The organism is uncultured Proteiniphilum sp., assembly GCF_937873925.1.
In the GTDB taxonomy this organism is placed as follows: domain Bacteria; phylum Bacteroidota; class Bacteroidia; order Bacteroidales; family Dysgonomonadaceae; genus Proteiniphilum.
Genome location: NZ_CALNAT010000031.1, coordinates 1 through 18,341 on the forward strand (window position 1 = coordinate 1; position 18,341 = coordinate 18,341).

The window sequence follows — 18,341 nt, forward strand, 5'->3', positions numbered from 1 at the left end:
GCTTACGTGCTGGACAAATACCTCAATTGCTACTGTTCCGGACAATTCGGGATGGGAAGGCGTTCAGACACGGGAGTAAGTCAGAAGACCTGCCAGAATCAAGATATGTTTTATGGCTTTCGGGGAATAAAGCTTGAAGACGGCGCCATTGATCATCATCAGGATTATCTAATTTATTTTTCTACGTCATTTTTCAAAACCGTTATTGTATTCTTCCGAAGCGAATGTGATCCTTCTGTGCAATATCCGGGGAAAGAAACCATACAGCAGAGCATCCCATAAAGATAAGGGATATTGTATGTTTGAAAGATGACAATCTGTTTGTAAGCGAATTATAATAAACTTACTATAATATATTATGTCTAAAAATAAGATGGCTTTTCGTTTTGGTGTCGTTACGATATTGATTTTATTGGCCGCTTTGAGCCGGCTAATCCCCCACCCTGCCAACTTTGCACCCATAGGCGGGATGGCGCTTTTCGGCGCAGCCTACTCCAGTCGCCGCGTGTGGGCGTTTGCTATCCCCGTCGTCTCGATGTGGATCAGCGACCTGATATTGAACAATGTGGTGTACGGCGCATACTTTGACCGCTTTGCCTGGTTCTACGATGGTGCCTGGTTCACCTACAGCGCGTTTATCCTGATCGCACTGATGGGAATATTCACCCTACGGAAAATAAAGGTGCCGAACCTGGTCTTCTCTGCCCTGGGAGCATCCGTCATCTTCTTTCTGGTATCGAACTTTGGCGTCTGGTTCTCTGGCACCATGTATCCGAAGGATTTCAGCGGGTTAATGGCTTGTTACACAGCAGGAATACCGTTTTTCAAGAATACGGTAATGGGCGACCTGTTTTATACGGCTCTCCTTTTCGGTGCATTCGAACTGAGCGCCCTCCGATTTCCGGTACTGAAGTTAAAGCCAGCGGATAATATCGAATGATAACCGTTTTCAGACACCCTAAAGATCCTTTTTGTAAAGGCGCACGAACGGAGGTGAATAAAAACAGAAATAAAAAATGAAAAAAGTATTGCTGCACTGCTGTTGCGCCCCTTGTTCAGCAGCCATTATCAAGTGGCTGCTTATGCATGACATCCGTCCGACGTTGTTTTATTCAATACTGATGTCTTCCTAAAAGAAGACAGTCGCTGTAACCATCGTATCGCCCATGATTCCCGAATGGGACCTGAATGACACAAAGACAATCGCATCGCAAACAGGAGTTGAACATATCCTGCTGGAAGAGGAAACGATTGATGCTGATATAAAAATGAACCCGGTAAACCGGTGCTACTTTTTTAAAAAGGTGGAATTTCGGGGCAATTGTAAATATTGCAAAAGAACGGGGTTTTCATGTCTTAAATATAGACAATGGTTACACGATGCAGCTTGTCAGGCAAGCAAAATTAATAAGATATGATAACCAGCCACCCTAGAGCACCTGCTGTATTTGGCCTGAATACCTGAAAGAAATAATACAAGACTTTCGCAAATCGGAGAAGAAAGAGTAATAAATTCATGGAATAATCAACAAAAACGGACAACTTTTTATCCGCTGACCATGTTCCTTCGTGTGATATCGGCGCAGATGTTGATCCTGCTATTCCTGTAATGTACTCCAAAATAAATATCTGACAATATTGCTGTTTTGTTTTCAATTGGAATTGTGTCCATTGAGAACAAATATTACAAAAGTTTGTTTGAATTATACTGCTTTAGAAAGATTGAAATAGGTTTATAAGGTGAAAATCCGTTTTTTATAATGATGATACAGAAAATTTTAATAGCAAACCGGGGCGAAATTGCCGTACGTGTGATGCGTACATGTAAAGAAATGGGCATCCGCACCGTTGCCGTCTATTCCGAGGCCGATCGTACGTCAAGACACGTCTCTTATGCCGATGAAGCGGTATGTATAGGTTTGGCCTCTTCGCAGGAAAGTTATCTGAATGCAGATAAAATCATCAATGCCGCAAAACAGTTCAAAGCCGACGCCATTCATCCGGGTTACGGATTTCTGAGTGAAAATGCCGATTTTGCACGCCGTTGTAAAGAAGAGGGTATCATTTTTATTGGCCCGTCGGCAGAAAGCATCGAAGCCATGGGCGATAAGATATCGGCCCGGCGCCAGATGATAAAAGCCAAAGTACCGGTTGTTCCCGGCACATCGGAAGATCTGAAATCGAGGGACTTGTTCCGTGTCTGCCGTAAAATAGGACTTCCTGTTATTATTAAAGCATCTGCAGGCGGCGGTGGGAAAGGTATGCGGCTGGTCTATGAGGAAAAACAATTGTACGAAGCCTACGAAGCTGCAAAATCGGAAGCAAGGGCTTCGTTCGGGAACGACTCGGTGTATATTGAAAAATATATCGAATCGCCTCATCATATCGAGATACAGTTTCTGGGTGATACCCATGGGAATGTGATACACCTGTTCGACCGGGAATGCTCGGTGCAGCGCCGTCACCAGAAGATCGTGGAGGAAAGCCCTTCCCCCTTTATCGATGAGAAAACCCGCCAGGCAATGGGCGCTATCGCCATTAAGGCCGCCAAATCCATCCGCTACGTAGGGGCCGGTACAATAGAATTCCTGGTGGACGGCGATATGAATTTCTATTTCCTGGAGATGAACACCCGCCTTCAGGTGGAGCATCCCGTTACCGAAGAGGTACTGGGCGTAGACCTGGTAAAAGAACAGATACATATAGCCAACGGTAAAAGGCTGCGTTTACACCAGAAGCACTTACACCAGCGTGGTCATGCTATTGAATGCCGCATATGCGCCGAAGACCCCGAGAACAACTTCGCACCGTCACCGGGCATCATCCGGCATATCCAAACGCCTGAAGGTATTGGCGTGCGGGTGGACAGCTTTATTTACGACGGATATGAAATACCGGTATACTACGACTCGATGCTCGGCAAACTGATCGTATGGGCGACCAGCCGTATTTATGCTTTGGAACGGATGCGCCGGGTGCTGTACGAATACAAGATCACCGGAGTTAAAACCAATGTCGATTACCTCCGCCGTATTATGGATACCCGCGATTTTGTAAAAGGGAACTATACCACGCACTTTATCGAGGATAACAGCAAGAAGTTGCAGGAAAGCGCTGCAAATGACAATGAGATTGAAGATATGGCTATCATTGCTGCCTATATAGATCATATAGTGAACAGCAACGATGTACCCTCATCATCGCCTGCCGATAACCTTCCAATAAGCCGGTGGCGTGCTTTTGGCAAACAAAAAGGAGTTTTGAGGATATAAAAGGAGATAATCGTAATGAAAGCTAAAATAGACAACAGGACATGTGAAGTGGAGTTGATCTCCAAAGATGGAAACAGGGTTGAAATCTCGGTGAACGGGAAAATGTATGATATCGACGTGGTAATGTCGGAGAGCGGATTTTGTTCCATTCTTCATGAGGGACGTTCCTACAACGCTGAATCGGTACGCCATTCGGAAGGGAAATATACCATCACCACCAATTTCCGTTATTTTGATATCGAACTCTCGAACCCGCAGAAAAAATATCTGAGAGGCCGCCAATCCGCAACGGAAGAAGCGCAGGAAACCATTACTTCCCCTATGCCGGGCAAGATCATAAAAGTAATGGTTACCGAAGGTATGGAAGTAAAGCAGGGTGATCCGCTTATCGTGGTAGAAGCCATGAAGATGCAGAGCACTTATACGGCGGCCCAGAATGCCATTGTGGACAAGATCCACGTAGAAGAAGGTGATTCTGTAACCCGTGACCAGTTACTCATATCCTTTAAAACCAACTAAAAACAGCAACAATGACACTACAGGAAATATATCAGGCCTTTGAAGAAAAAAATAAAGCGGCCGAATCGGCCGGCGGGGAAAAAGCAATCGAAAAGCAAAAACAAGCCGGCAAACAGACAGCCCGCGAGCGGATCGATATGTTACTGGATGACAACACGTTTGTCGAAATTGATAAATTCGTTCTTCACGAATGTAACGATTATGGTATGCAGAACAAACGTATTGCCGGCGATGGTGTTGTGGCCGGTTACGGAAAGATAGATGGACGCCTGGCATATGTGTATGCTTACGACTTCACGGTATACGGTGGTTCACTGAGCCGCACGAATGCCAATAAGATCGTAAAGGTACAAAAACTGGCGTTAAAAAACGGTGCCCCGATCATTGCCCTGAACGATTCGGGCGGTGCGCGCATCCAGGAAGGAGTGATGGCGCTCAGTGGCTATTCCGATATATTTTATCAGAACATCAAAGCTTCGGGCGTTGTACCTCAGATTTCTGCTATCCTCGGCCCTTGCGCCGGCGGGGCCTGCTATTCCCCGGCACTAACCGACTTCATCTTCATGGTGAAAGAGAAAAGCTATATGTTCGTCACGGGACCCGATGTAGTAAAGACGGTCACACACGAAGAGCTATCCAAAGAAGAATTGGGCGGCGCAAATACCCACGCCTCTAAAAGCGGTGTGGCCCATTTTGTAGGCGAAGACGAAGAAGAGACGCTTATGATGATCCGTGAATTGCTGAGTTTCCTTCCTTCCAACAATATGGAAGATCCTCCGGTAGTTCCCACGCATGATAATATCCATCGTGAATCGCCTGAACTGCAGACGCTGATCCCTGATGATCCCAATATTCCCTATGATATGAAGAAGCTCATTGAAGAAGTGGTGGACGAGCATTATTTCTTCGAGATCATGGCGCAGTTCGCGCAAAACATCGTGGTGGGCTTTGCACGGATGGGAGGCCGGTCGGTCGGTATCGTAGCCAATCAACCCGCGTACCTGGCCGGCGTGCTGGATATCGACGCATCGGACAAAGCGGCGCGGTTTATCCGCTTCTGCGACTGTTTCGATATTCCTATCCTTACTTTCGAGGACGTACCGGGTTTCCTTCCCGGACGCGACCAGGAGCACAACGGCATTATCCGTCACGGAGCCAAGATCGTCTTCGCCTATGTGGAAGCGACCGTTCCTAAAATAACACTGATCATCCGCAAAGCGTATGGAGGTGCATACATTGTCATGTCGTCCAAAGAATCGGGAGCTGATGTGAATCTGGCCTATCCGAATGCCGAGATCGCGGTGATGGGAGCAGCCGGTGCGGTAAATGTCCTTTACCGTTCGTCCGATGAAGAGGAACGCCAAAATGCATTGAAAGAATATACCGAATTGTTTTCAAATCCTTACCGCGCCGCGGAAAAAGGATATATCGACGAAATTATCCTGCCGAAAGATACCCGGTACAAGTTAATCCAGGCGCTGGAAATGACGGCCAATAAAACGGAAACCAACCCACCCAAAAAGCACGGGAATATTCCATTGTAAAATATCTGTCATACTCTTCCGGGTCTCGGACTCCCTTCCTGAGCTCGAACTGCGATCCCCGGGATTGAAAAAGGTCAATCCCGGGGATCCCGCCTACCCCAGTATTTCGTACCGACCATAAAAAGCTAAAAACCAATACGAACAAATTATTTAACAATATTCCCGTTCTATTTTTAAAAATTTATTGAATAAATTCCAAAAGAATACCATACCTTTGTAAAAAATTTTGGTGTTCCGATCCGAGGTCTCGCGATCGGAATGAAAAGGGAATCAGGTGCAAATCCTGAACAGACCCGCTGCTGTAAGCTCCGCTTACGTGCTGAACAAAAACCTCAATTGCCACTGTTCCGGGAAATCGGAATGGGAAGGCGTTCAGACACGGGAGTAAGTCAGAAGACCTGCCAGAATGTATATAGTTTTAAGCTTTCGGAGATTGGGGCTTACTACATCAGGAGGAATCATTCCTTATATATCCGTTCTTGTTCATTTTTATATTCCGGAAGGATATTCCCTCTTCATGTGTGCATTTCTCGTGCAAAGCTGTTTATTAGCGAATAATAACCGGCGAAATGAAATTTTTTATCATTGTCAGAACCGGCTTTTTTGCCGTAGTTCTCTTTGTGGTCTGTTCCGTTGCTGCGCAGGATACCGACACTATCATCACCTATTCGCTGGACGAATTCGTGGTGTCGGCGCGAAGAATTCAAATGGATGTGATCCCGGTGCAAACACTGTCGGGCCAACTTCTGGATAACCTGAGCGCCCATTCCGTAGCCGATGCCCTGCGGTATTTCTCCGGTGTACAACTCAAGGACTACGGAGGGATAGGAGGACTCAAGACGGTGAATGTGAGAAGCATGGGGAGCCAACACGTAGGGGTATTTTATGACGGCATTGAGATCGATAACCCGCAGAATGGCGTGGTGGATCTGGGTAGATATTCTCTCGACAATATAGAAGCCGTGTCGCTTTATAACGGCCAGAAAAGCGCCATATTCCAACCGGCCAAAGATTATGCTTCGGCCAGTTCCATCTATATGGATGCGAAAATCCCGGCATTCGGGGACGGAAAAAATCATAATGTCAAATTTACGTTCAAAACAGGATCTTTTGATCTGATCAACCCGTCGGTATATTGGGAACAAAGGCTTTCAGACAAACTGTCTTCTTCCGTTAACCTGGATTATACCAACTCTTCGGGGAAATATAAGTTCCGTTATAAAGTGGATAATAAGCTGGACGACCGGGGCGGATATGATACAACCGCTGTTCGTCAAAACGGGGATATCCGATTGTTCAGGTTGGAACAGGCGTTGTTCGGTAAAATAAAGGACGGGGAATGGAAAACACGCCTCTATTTTTATGCTTCGGAGCGAGGCTATCCCGGCGCTGTCGTCAAAGAAGAACCGGGACGATTCAAACATGAGGACCGCCAGGAAGACCGCAATATCTTCCTGCAAACATCTATAAAAAAACGGTTTACCGACTCCTACTCGACCCAATTATCCGGAAAATACGCCTACGATTATCTCTATTACGAATCCGATACCCTGATACAGAAGCTGCGTAACACATATATGCTGCACGATTTTTATATTTCGTCGGCCAATCTGTTCGAAATCCTCCCCTTCTGGACAGCCAATATTTCTGTAGATTTTCAATGGAATAAAATGAATTCCGATATAAAGGAATTTATCTATCCGCAACGCTGGTCGGGCTGGGCTGCGGCCGCCACGTCGTTTGACCTGCACAGGCTGAAAATACAGGCAAGCCTTTTGACTACCTTAATTCACGAAACGACCCGGGAGGATAAAAAGGATATCCAGCGCGACTGGAGAAAACTCACCCCTACTGTGATGGCTTCCTGGCAACCGCTTCAGGATGAACAGCTTTTTCTGAGGGCTTTTTATAAGGACATATTCCGCATGCCGACATTCGCCGAGATGCATCTGGCGTATATGGGAAGCCTCTCTTCCTACCTGAAGCCGGAATTCACCAAACAGCACAATATAGGTGTCTTATATTCAAAAAATGTCACTCCTTCATTGTATATGCAGGGGCAGGTGGATACCTACTATAATGAAGTGACCGATAAGCTTCTGGCAGTCCCCGGCGGAATCAATTTCCGGTGGACAATGATGAATGTGGGGTTTGTAAAGATAAAAGGGGTAGATATGTCGCTCTCGGCCACACACAAATTTGATAAAGATCTGACCGTCGACGCGCAACTTACCTATACCTGGCAGAGAGCGCAGGATTATACGCCGATAACCGTGGAAAGCGATACCATCACCTATAAGGGACAGATCGCCTATATCCCACGGCATAGCGGATCGGTAATCCTAAGCACTGTTTACCAGTCCTGGAACCTGTCGTATAGTTTTATCTATACCGGCGAGCGGTTTACCGCAAGCGCCAATATCCCGCGGAATCGACTGCAATCCTGGTACACCAGCGATCTGGCATTGGGCAGGTCGTTCCGGTGGGATAAAACAGCAATGAAAGCGACAGTGGAAGTGAACAACCTGTTTAATCAGGCCTACGATGTAGTGCTGAATTATCCGATGCCAGGTACCAATTTTAAATTTATATTCAATATTACAATATGATACAAAAATTATTCAAATTCTTATCGGTGTTCCTGATTATCGGAACAATTGCCTTTGTTTCCTGCCGCGGGGAAGACGAAGAGCTTGCCCCTCCCGTTATAACGCCTCTTGAACCGGTTGTACCGGAGAATGATTCGACGGTTACGGAAGGAGATCCGGCCATAAGCGGGGATGACAGAATCAAAGGGTTCTTTTTGTTGAATGAAGCCAACATGGGTTCCAACAAAGCTTCGATAGATTATTTCGATCAAAAAACCGGCAAATATTGTCAGGACATCTATCCTTATCTTAATCCGAATATTGCCCATGAACTGGGAGACGTCGGAAATGACATTCAAATTTACGGAAGCAAGTTATATGCGGTCATCAATGTTTCCGGATATGTAGAGGTTATGGATGTAAATACAGCGAGACATGTTAATTCATTGACCATCCCGAACTGTCGTTACGTTGTGTTTGACAAAGGGTATGCTTATGTGAGTTCATACAACGGCCCGGTAAAGATCGAACCCGATGCACCGCTGGGTTGTGTTGTGAAAATCGATACCACTGATATGCGGGAGGTCGGAAGAGTGACAGTAGGATATCAACCTGAAGAAATGGTGATTCGCGATAACAAGTTGTATGTGGCCAATTCGGGCGGTTATCGTGTTCCGAATTACGACAATACGGTATCAGTAATTGATTTGAACAGGTTTGAGGAAATAAGGAAGATAACCGTCGGCATCAATCTTCACCGTCTCGAACTGGACAGCGACGGCAATATCTATGCAAGTTCGCGCGGGGATTACAAGTATATTTCTTCCAATACTTATATTATCGGAAGGAACGATATGGTCAGCAAGGTGATGAACCTGCCCTGTTCCGAAATGACGGCAATGGGCGATTCCATTTATATGTACAGTGTGGAATGGAGTCATATTACACAAAAGAATACCATTACTTACGCTATCGTCAATACTAAAACACAAACCGTGGTATCCCGCAACTTTATCACCGACGGGACGGACAAACAGATTGTCATACCTTACGGCATTGCCGTTCATCCGGAAAGCCGGAATATTTACGTAACCGACGCGAGAGATTACATCAGTCCCGGTGTATTATATTGTTTCGACCGGCATGGTAAACGCAAATGGTCTGTAGTGACGGGAGATATTCCCGCGCATATCGTTTTTACCAAAAACAGATTAACAAGCCTGATATTAGACTAACCCAATAAATATTTATAATTCAATGAAAAGTAGATTTTTATTATTTTCATTTTTGCTGTTTTTCAGCTGTTTATCATTTTTCTCCTGTTCAGACGATCCTGCCTCCGAATTAGGAAATCCGGAAATCTCATTCTCTGCCGAAACAGGGGAATATAAGGTTAAAATAGGAAAAGAAATCACTATTGAGCCGACTATTACGAACGCTGTCAATCCTATTTATTCATGGAAACTGGATGGTAAGATTATTTCCACGGAAGAGACCCTTGTATTCAAAGGTCAATATCTGAACGAGTATTTTGTAACTTTCCGGGTTGATTCGGAAAACGGGACGACAGAAAAGCAAGTGAAAATCTCCGTTGTGGACAGGCTTGTGCCTGAAATCGACCTGGCCAATACAGTGCTTTCCTTCATCGGGCAGAGCAAAGAAATTGCACCGGCCGTTTCCAACACGGATGAAACAACCACGTATGAGTGGCGACTCGAAGGAGAACTGGTGAGCCGGGAACCGGCCTATACATTCGAAGAGGAAGCAAAAGGTTCATATTCCGTTTCGCTGAAAGTGACCAATGAAGATGGTTTCACAGTAGCCAATTCCATAATCACAGTAGTGTCCGAACTTTCTCCCTTCCTCTTTTTCGATATAGGACGTTATTATGTGCCTTCCGACAATACCGTAAAAAGAATGAGTGTTCCTTTCGGGAAAAGTATGGCGTTGGCCCCTGTTTTCATGATGTTTACCGATGCCGCCACATTCAGGTGGGAAGTGGACGGCACGGCGCAAAGCGAGACGGGCAGCGTATTCAACTTTTCCCCCGGTGCACAGAAAGAATACCTGATTACCGTAACGGCAACGGAAGGCGGTAAAACGGCATCGACACAAATAAAAGTGAAATGCGTTGCTCCCGAAGGGACCTATTACCGGGAAGCAACAGCCAAAAGCAAAGCGAAATCTTCATACTGCTTCGAATTTATTCCTGCCCCCGGACAATTTGTGAATTATCAGGAAGGATCAACCGCAGAACAGGCAAGGCAAGCCATTCAAAGAAGTTTGGACAATGATTCCTATAATGGATCTTCCTATATGGTATCGCTCGGCGCATTCGGAGGATATTTTATTACCGGATTCGACCATAGCGTGAAGAATGAAGAAGGCCCGGATCTGTATATTGCGGGAAATCCGCTTGGCATATATTGGTGCGAACCCGGAGTTATCTGGGTAATGCAGGATGAGAACGGAAACGGATTGCCTGACGATACCTGGTATGAACTGGCCGGAAGCGAAACGGGAAGCCCGGATACGAAGCAACGCTATGCGCTGATGTATTACAGACCGACAGCGGATAACTCTGACATTCTGTGGATTGATAATAATGGTGGAGCCGGATCTATCGATAACAATGGTTATCATACGCAGAGATCTTATTTTCCCATGTTTATTAAAGATGAATATTACATCCTTTCCGGTACGCGGTTGAAGACAACTTTCAGGACAGAGGGTATTGAAACCAACTGGGGATTTGATTGGGGATATGTCGATAACGTAAATTTACGTGACGGATTCGATATATCGGATGCCATTGGGCAGGACGGGAAGCCGGTAAATCTGCAATACATCGACTTTGTTAAAGTGCATACGGCCCAATTAGGAAAAGGGGCCGCAGTGGGTGAAGTCTCGACAGAAGCAGGAGCGCCGCTCGATTATCGCATGTATAAATCAAATTAAGTATTTTAAACGACAAATAAAATGAAAGTCTATCAACCATTTTCACATAAAAATACAGGTACGCTCCTTTCTATACTGTCCGCCTTACTTTTGTTGTCTTGCAGCGAAGAGTTGCCTTTCAACGGGACAGACAATTCGATCATTTCCTTTTCCGTATCGAAAAACAATGTTACGTTTCAATCGGCTATTATTGGCGACAGTATTGTCATTACTGCTCCTGCAAACCTGGATCTGAACGAAGCCGCCGCAGAAGTGGCTTTGAGTGAGAACGCAAGAATATTTCCCGACCCCGGCTCTATCACCAACTGGAACGAGGATATGCTCTTTTCCGTCACGTCATATGACGGAAAACAAAAGAGATCCTACAAATATATGGTAAAACGGGAAGGAAAGGCTTACAACGGGATTGTGGCATTAAAAACACAAGCCGATGTGGACGCTTTCGCAGAAAAAGGCATTACGCTGATCGACGGAAGCCTGATTATCGGCGAAACATCCGGTAAAGACTCTATCCGGTCGCTTTTACCGCTGGCGTCGTTGGAAAAGATCTCATACAACCTCACAGTGAACAGCACCTATGCCGGAACAACTATTTTTGGACTTGAAAACCTGAAAAGCGTCGGAGGATCCATCTGTTTTGTGTCGCCTAACACCGGTTTTAAAACGGATGAGGTCTCATTTCCAAATCTGGAATCTCTCGGTAAGAATTTCACATTAAATACCTCTTCATTGGGGTTATACGATATTTCATGCCCGAAGCTTAAAACAGTAGGGGGCGATATGGATCTGAACGCTCCTATGTCAAGAGTCGATTTTTCAGCCTTACAGTCGGTAGGAGGAAAACTCTGGTTATGCCCCTCAGGGCGATTGCAGGCAGCGACCGGTGTTTTTCAACAACTCAAAACCATCGGAGGCGAACTTAGAATTTACAATGCCCACATATTGACCCGGCTCGAACTTCCCGAACTGGTCGCTTGCGGATCTATATATCTTCAATCGGTAAGGAACCTCAGTGTACTCTATCTGCCGAAACTGGAAAAAACTACGGGAAGTATATATATCAATTTGAATAACAGCCCGATCACGGATATTTCCCTTCCGAAATTGAAGGAAGCGAAAAGCATTGATCTCAGAAGCATTGTAGCAAACGAGTTCGATCTCTCTTCGCTGGAGGCGGTGGAAGAAGCTTTGATGTTGTCGTTCCCCAAAGCAGCGGATATGAACAAGTTGAAATCCCTGTCGAAAGTAGGGACCTTAACAATAAGCGGGGAAAGCGAAAATCTCACATTGCCGCCACTGTTAAAAACCGTCGACAGACTGGCTCTGACCGGAAATATAAAGGAAATAAACCTGAAAGGTCTGACGATCGGGGAACTGGAGATTTCGGGCAACATGTTTTCCGGCACGAAGATCATCGCCGACGATCTGTTCAGCGGTGGATTGTATGTGACGGGTGGCCCCAACGGAAGTCAATATTCATTTCCCGCACTGGAAGGGTTCAAAGAAATCGAATATTTAAAATGCGGCTGGATACAGGGAATGAATATCGTCATGGATGGTATTGTAAAAATAAAAGGCGATGTAACCATACCGAACAACAGTATGACATCATTGGCATTTCCTGCGTTGGAAGAAGTCGGAGGTTCATTTTCACTGGCAGTCCTGAATAGCACTACGCAGGAAACCTTCAGTTTCCCTAAACTGAAAAGGGTTGCAAAGGATATGACCATCGGGATTCAATCTTTGGCAACCCGGACACTTGTATTTTCTGCATTGGAAAATATAGGTGGAAATTTCAAACTGGGAACAGGATATTCGGCCTATGGTCAAAACCGTTCCATTAAAGATGTGTCGGCTCCGTCATTGGAAACAATAGGCGGAGAACTGATAATATCGCCGCTTTGGGATAATCCTGCCTATTCGGGATATAAGAATGGGGAGTTGACTGATATGAATGGTTTCTCCTCCTTGAAATCGGTAGCCGGCGGAATCAAAATATATCATCAGGAGGCTTTGACCTCTTATGCAGGATTACAAAAGTGTATCTCCTCTTTCACTGCTGATAAATGGATTGTATCAGGAAATGCATATAATCCGGGCTATGCTGATTTAGCGAATGGTAAATGGGAACAATAATTAAAAAATAGAAATAGAATGAAACCAATATATTCTTTTGTAAAAACAGTGTTCTTTTTCATATTGTTTATTTTTGCCGCATCCGGGTGTAATGATGAAAACAATTTCGGGGGTACGGACAATTACATTACTTCTTTTGCGCTGGAGAAAGATGGAACGCAATATGTTGCCGCAATAAAAGGCGACAGCATTATCATGACAAAACCGGCCAATATTTCCCTGGAAAAAGCGGTTCCAAAAATAACATTGAGTGAAAACGCCCTGATTTCCCCACAACCGGAAAGTATATCCAACTGGGATGAGAAGCGGTCTTTTACCGTACGTTCCTACAGCAAAACGGAAAGAACATATATCTATGCAGTAAAGGAACAAGGAATCATTAGCGAAGGAGATATCGTCCTGCTTTCTAAGGAGGAACTGGATGCTTTCGCTGATACGGGAATTACGGAAATAGCCGGAAATCTCATTATTGGAAAGGAAACGGGGGAAACGGCCGAAGATTCCATTCTCTCGTTGGTCCCGCTGGCCGGTATAAATGCTGTCGCAGGAGATATCACTATTCATCCGACCTATGCGGGTGTGGATATTGAAGGATTGGGCAATATTACAAGAGCCAATTCCCTGAATATATTAAAATCAAAAACGATCGAAAAGATCGTTTTCCCGAATCTGTCGGTATTGGGTGAAAATATGAACATTACCTGTGAAAAAGTGGAAGAGGTATCCTTTCCCCAACTGGCAGGTCTCGGCGGATCCGTTACCATATCATCGTCCCAGGTTGCAAATTCCGTCAGAATGCCCCTGCTGGAGACTGTGGGTGCAAACGTGACATTTTCGGGTATGATCCGAACATTGGAATTACCTGAATTATCGGTTGTGACACAGGTTCTTTCCTTCAACAGCCTACCGGCGCTGGAAGAACTTTATCTACCCGCTTTATCCCGTGCACAAACAATAAATATAAACAGTTTGCCTACTATGAGGGAAATATCGATAGATAAGCTGGAATCCTGTTCAGGTAACTTTACCATAAACAATATGGGAAGTCTGGAAACGATTAGTATTCCGTCTCTCTCAGATGTCGAAGGGACATTCAGTCTTCAGGGTTTAGCCAAATTGACACAGATAAACGCCGGGAAATTAAAGATCGTAAACGTCGATTTCAACCTCTCCGCCTTGCCGTCATTGACTGATCTGACAGCATTCTCATCGGTAACCACCATTGGAAGGAATGCCACTTTGTCTAATCTGGGCGTTACGGATTTCAAAGGTTTGGAGGCGCTGGAAACAATTGAAAACGGTTCTTTGCAGATAACCTATAATCTTTCCCTGACAAGTCTAGCCGGATTCAATGCTCTAAGGAGTATTGGACAGGATTTACAAATATACGGTTCTTCTTCCCTTACTGTTCTTGATGGCTTCCCCGTACTTCAATCCGTAAATAATGTAAATATAGGGCAATTGACTGCTTTGACCGATATAAGCAAAATTTTCGCGTCATTAACAGCGGTGAATACCATCAGTATAAATTATTGCGATGTGCTGAGCAATCTCCAATTTCATGAACAACTTAAAAAGACAACAATTCCCCAGCTCGCTTTAAGTTACCTGGATGCAATTACATTAGATCTGGAAGGAATGAAGATCGATGCCGTTCAACTTCAATTCATCGATGCAAAAGTAACCCTGAAGGGAAGCGACTATTTCGACGGGAATATCAGTTTAATAATGGTAAATGAATTGGATATCGACGGAATAAAAGAAGTGAAGAATTTTACGATAGGAGTTTACGGTACTTCTTCTTTGGTATTGAATATCCCTTCGATACGAAAAGTCAGGGAAAACTTTCAGTATGAAATGGGCTATGGCTCCTCTGTTCCGGTGAGTTTCCCAGATATGGAAGAAATCGGGGGAATATTTACACTTAACGGATATGCTTCACCACAGGCGATACATCCGCAATTTCCTAAACTGAAAAAAACAGGGACTTTCAATTATGGCGGAGGTCCTCTTAAAAAACTGGAATTTCCAATACTTGAAACGGTAGAAAAAGATATGGTAATTTCCACATTCTGGCAGTCGGACTGCCAGATTGAAGAGATCGATATGCCTTCTCTCAAAAAAATCGGAGGTATGCTCTCTATCCTTTCAACTTCTACCTCGCCGAATCAGTTCAATGACCAATTAACCGACCTGGATGGACTCGGTTCTTTGACGCAGGTAGGAGGTGTAAACATTATACGCCAGAAATCCCTTACGTCATTCAAAGGACTGGAAAATAGCATAGCTTCCTTGCCGGCAGACAGGTGGACTGTTTCCGATAATGCCTATAATCCTACTTATCAGGATATGCTCGACGGGAAATATGTACAGCCATAATGATTAATTACGACAAAACGATAACCTCTTTTATAAGGAATAAAAGCCGTTCAACGTGCTTTTACATTCACTCTGCTTTATTTATTATTTTGACAAAATAAAATCGTATGGGAAACCCCACAATCCAGATCCTGAAACGGGACGGTAAACGTGTCCCCTTCTCCATTAAAAAAATAGAAAATGCCGTTGCGAAAGCATTTCTCTCGGTAGGTGCATTCGCCACTGAAGATGATTTCATCGCTATCCTCTCGCGTCTTCACATCTCCGACGGGATGACCGTGGAAGAGATCCAGAACCAGGTGGAAACAGCGCTGATGGCAGAAAAATATTTTGCCGTCGCGAAATCCTATATGCTGTACCGCCAAAAGCATACCGAAACTCGTGAGATCCGCGACAACCTGAACTTCCTGATGAACTATTGCGATGCGCAAAATGCTGCTACGGGAAGCAAATTCGACTCCAATGCGAATGTGGAGAAGAAAAATATCGCTACACTCATCGGAGAGCTGCCAAAGAAAAGTTTTATCGACCTGAACCGGAAGATGATCACCGACCGACTGAAAGAGATGTACGGGAAGGAGTTGGCGGACAAATACATTGGCATGCTGAACGAGCATTTCATCTACAAAAACGATGAAACCAGTCTGGCCAACTATTGCGCCAGCATCACCATGTATCCCTGGCTGTTGAATGGTACCCTTGCCATTGGCGGCAACTCTGCACCTCCTACCAACCTGAAATCGTTTTGCGGAGGATTCATCAATATGGTATTCATGGTATCGAGCATGTTGAGCGGTGCCTGTGCCACACCTGAGTTCCTGATGTACCTGGATTATTTCATCCGCAAAGAGTATGGCGACGACTATTTTACACGCAACGAAGATGTCGTGGACCTGTCTAAGCGCCGGCGTACCCTCGACAAGGTGATCACCGACTGTTTTGAGCAGATTGTCTACTCTATCAACCAGCCTACCGGGGCGCGTAATTTCCAGGCTGTCTTCTGGAATATTTCCTACTACGACAAATACTACTTCGAAAACCTGTTCGGCGAATTTCAGTTTCCCGACGGCTCCCGTCCGGTATGGGATTCACTCAGCTGGCTGCAGAAACGTTTTATGCAGTGGTTCAACAAAGAACGCACCAAAACCGTGCTCACCTTCCCGGTGGAAACCATGGCATTGCTCTCGAAAGAGGATGATGTGATGGATACCGAATATGCCGATTTCACAGCGGAGATGTATGCCGAAGGACACTCGTTCTTCACCTATATGAGCGACAATGCCGATTCGCTGTCGAGTTGCTGCCGTCTGCGCAACGAAATTCAGGACAACGGCTTCAGTTACACATTAGGTGCCGGAGGAGTCTCCACCGGCTCAAAAAGCGTGCTTACCATCAACCTGAACCGCTGCATCCAGTTCGCGAAACGTACGGGACAATCCTACACGGCATTTCTGGAAGAGGTGGTCGATTTAACACACAAAGTACAGGTCGCCTATAACGAAAACCTGAAAATGTTCCACCGGAAAGGAATGTTGCCCCTGTTCGATGCAGGATTTATCAATATCAGCCGCCAATACCTCACCATCGGTGTAAACGGGTTGGTGGAAGCTGCCGAATCGCTCGGGATAGAGATCAATCACAATCCCCGGTATATGGCTTTTGTACAGGAAATATTGGGGATCATCGAAAGATACAACAAAAAATACCGGTCGAAAGAGCTGACGTTCAACTGCGAAATGATCCCTGCCGAAAATGTGGGTGTAAAACACGCCAAATGGGACAGGGAAGACGGCTACTCAGTGCCGCGTGATTGCTATAACAGCTATTTTTACCGGGTGGAAGACCCATCACTCAATGTGATCGATAAGTTCCGCCTGCACGGACGCAATTACATCAAGCACCTGACAGGCGGATCAGCGCTCCATCTGAATCTGGAAGAACATCTCTCGAAAGCGCAATACCGCCGGTTACTGCGTGTAGCAGCCGGCGAAGGATGCAACTATTTTACTTTCAATATTCCGAATACGGTATGCAACGATTGTGGCAAGATCGATAAACGCTATCTGAAACAGTGCCCTGTCTGTGCTTCCAAAAATTTGGATTATCTCACACGCATTATCGGCTATATGAAACGGGTAAGCAATTTCTCAGCCTCACGTCAGGTGGAAGCATCCAAACGATTTTACGGAAAGTTGGAATCTGAAAAAGAAACGGTGCCATCATTGAAGTAAACATAAACGGAGCAGGATAAAGTTAGCTTAAATAGTGAATCAAGTTGGATTGAGCGAATCCGGATAAATTCGCTGTAAATAGTTGTTCGTATGTTGAAATATGTCGATTATGATATTGTTTTTCAGGAAATCCCCGATGAAGTAACGTTGGCGGTCAACCTGTCGAATTGTCCGTACCGTTGTAAGGGATGCCACAGTCCGTACCTGCAAAAAGATATAGGGAGAGAGTTGAATGAATCTGCGCTTGCCGGACTGCTGCAATCATATGAAAGGGCGATTACCTGTATATGCTTTATGGGAGGGGATGCCGATACCGGTGGATTATACCGGTTGGCGGATTTCGTCCGGAAAAGCCAGGGAGGAAGGATCAAAACGGCGTGGTATTCGGGAAACAACAGGCTGCCGGCGAATTCGAAGGATCATTTTGATTTCGTAAAGACCGGCCCTTATATCGAAATACTCGGGGGATTGAACAAGAATACCACCAACCAGCGGCTGTACCGGATCGAGGATGACAATATGATAGATATTACTCACCGGATGTACGCTGTTGCCCAGAATAACCAACTTATATAGAGTAGAAATACTGGTATTCTTCTCTCCATTATTTGTTATTTTGACAGGAAAGGCATTCCAGGTGATTGGCGTACCTTTCTTCTTTTGTTGTGGTAAGACTTACCGCTTTCGTTTTTACTTACCGGTTACGTGCAGGAA

The 18,341-nt window shown here is 45.1% G+C and carries 12 protein-coding genes, 1 pseudogene and 1 riboswitch; all 13 genes and pseudogenes read left to right on the plus strand.

The window, feature by feature from the left end:
• On the plus strand, positions 1-282 hold a 282-nt coding region (locus Q0502_RS02125; RefSeq protein WP_298646557.1), incomplete at its 5' end, for a hypothetical protein.
• A gap of 91 nt (positions 283-373) precedes the next feature.
• On the plus strand, positions 374-940 hold the full coding sequence (locus Q0502_RS02130; RefSeq protein ID WP_298646560.1) for a DUF6580 family putative transport protein: 567 nt from the start codon (positions 374-376) through the stop codon (positions 938-940).
• A gap of 76 nt (positions 941-1,016) precedes the next feature.
• Positions 1,017-1,112 (plus strand): annotated as a pseudogene (locus Q0502_RS02135) (epoxyqueuosine reductase QueH); the annotation flags it as partial.
• A 651-nt stretch (positions 1,113-1,763) separates the two neighbouring features.
• On the plus strand, positions 1,764-3,272 hold the full coding sequence (accC, locus tag Q0502_RS02140) for an acetyl-CoA carboxylase biotin carboxylase subunit (RefSeq protein WP_298646608.1): 1,509 nt from the start codon (positions 1,764-1,766) through the stop codon (positions 3,270-3,272).
• Positions 3,273-3,287: 15 nt separating this feature from the next.
• The gene (locus Q0502_RS02145) at positions 3,288-3,791 is read left to right on the plus strand and encodes an acetyl-CoA carboxylase biotin carboxyl carrier protein subunit (RefSeq protein WP_298646563.1); all 504 of its coding nucleotides are present in this window, start codon (positions 3,288-3,290) and stop codon (positions 3,789-3,791) included.
• 11 nt (positions 3,792-3,802) lie between these two features.
• Positions 3,803-5,335: an acyl-CoA carboxylase subunit beta gene (locus Q0502_RS02150; protein ID WP_298646565.1), complete on the plus strand. Its 1,533-nt coding sequence runs from the start codon at positions 3,803-3,805 to the stop codon at positions 5,333-5,335.
• Positions 5,336-5,545: 210 nt separating this feature from the next.
• Positions 5,546-5,756: riboswitch (cobalamin riboswitch) on the plus strand.
• A gap of 148 nt (positions 5,757-5,904) precedes the next feature.
• Entirely contained in the window at positions 5,905-7,944 is a 2,040-nt protein-coding gene (locus tag Q0502_RS02155) for a TonB-dependent receptor plug domain-containing protein (protein WP_298646567.1), read from the plus strand.
• Complete coding sequence (locus Q0502_RS02160; RefSeq protein WP_298646569.1) at positions 7,941-9,158, plus strand: DUF5074 domain-containing protein; 1,218 nt, start codon at positions 7,941-7,943, stop codon at positions 9,156-9,158. Before Q0502_RS02155 ends, Q0502_RS02160 begins: the two co-directional genes overlap by 4 nt.
• 22 nt (positions 9,159-9,180) lie before the next feature.
• The gene (locus Q0502_RS02165; RefSeq protein WP_298646572.1) at positions 9,181-10,881 is read left to right on the plus strand and encodes a PKD-like domain-containing protein; all 1,701 of its coding nucleotides are present in this window, start codon (positions 9,181-9,183) and stop codon (positions 10,879-10,881) included.
• A 21-nt stretch (positions 10,882-10,902) separates the two neighbouring features.
• The gene (locus Q0502_RS02170; protein ID WP_298646575.1) at positions 10,903-13,017 is read left to right on the plus strand and encodes a hypothetical protein; all 2,115 of its coding nucleotides are present in this window, start codon (positions 10,903-10,905) and stop codon (positions 13,015-13,017) included.
• An 18-nt stretch (positions 13,018-13,035) separates the two neighbouring features.
• Positions 13,036-15,396: a hypothetical protein gene (locus Q0502_RS02175; RefSeq protein ID WP_298646577.1), complete on the plus strand. Its 2,361-nt coding sequence runs from the start codon at positions 13,036-13,038 to the stop codon at positions 15,394-15,396.
• Between the two features lie 107 nt (positions 15,397-15,503).
• On the plus strand, positions 15,504-17,627 hold the full coding sequence (gene nrdD / locus Q0502_RS02180) for an anaerobic ribonucleoside-triphosphate reductase (protein ID WP_298646580.1): 2,124 nt from the start codon (positions 15,504-15,506) through the stop codon (positions 17,625-17,627).
• 90 nt (positions 17,628-17,717) lie between these two features.
• Positions 17,718-18,203: an anaerobic ribonucleoside-triphosphate reductase activating protein gene (gene nrdG / locus Q0502_RS02185; RefSeq protein ID WP_298646583.1), complete on the plus strand. Its 486-nt coding sequence runs from the start codon at positions 17,718-17,720 to the stop codon at positions 18,201-18,203.
• Positions 18,204-18,341 lie beyond the last annotated feature (138 nt).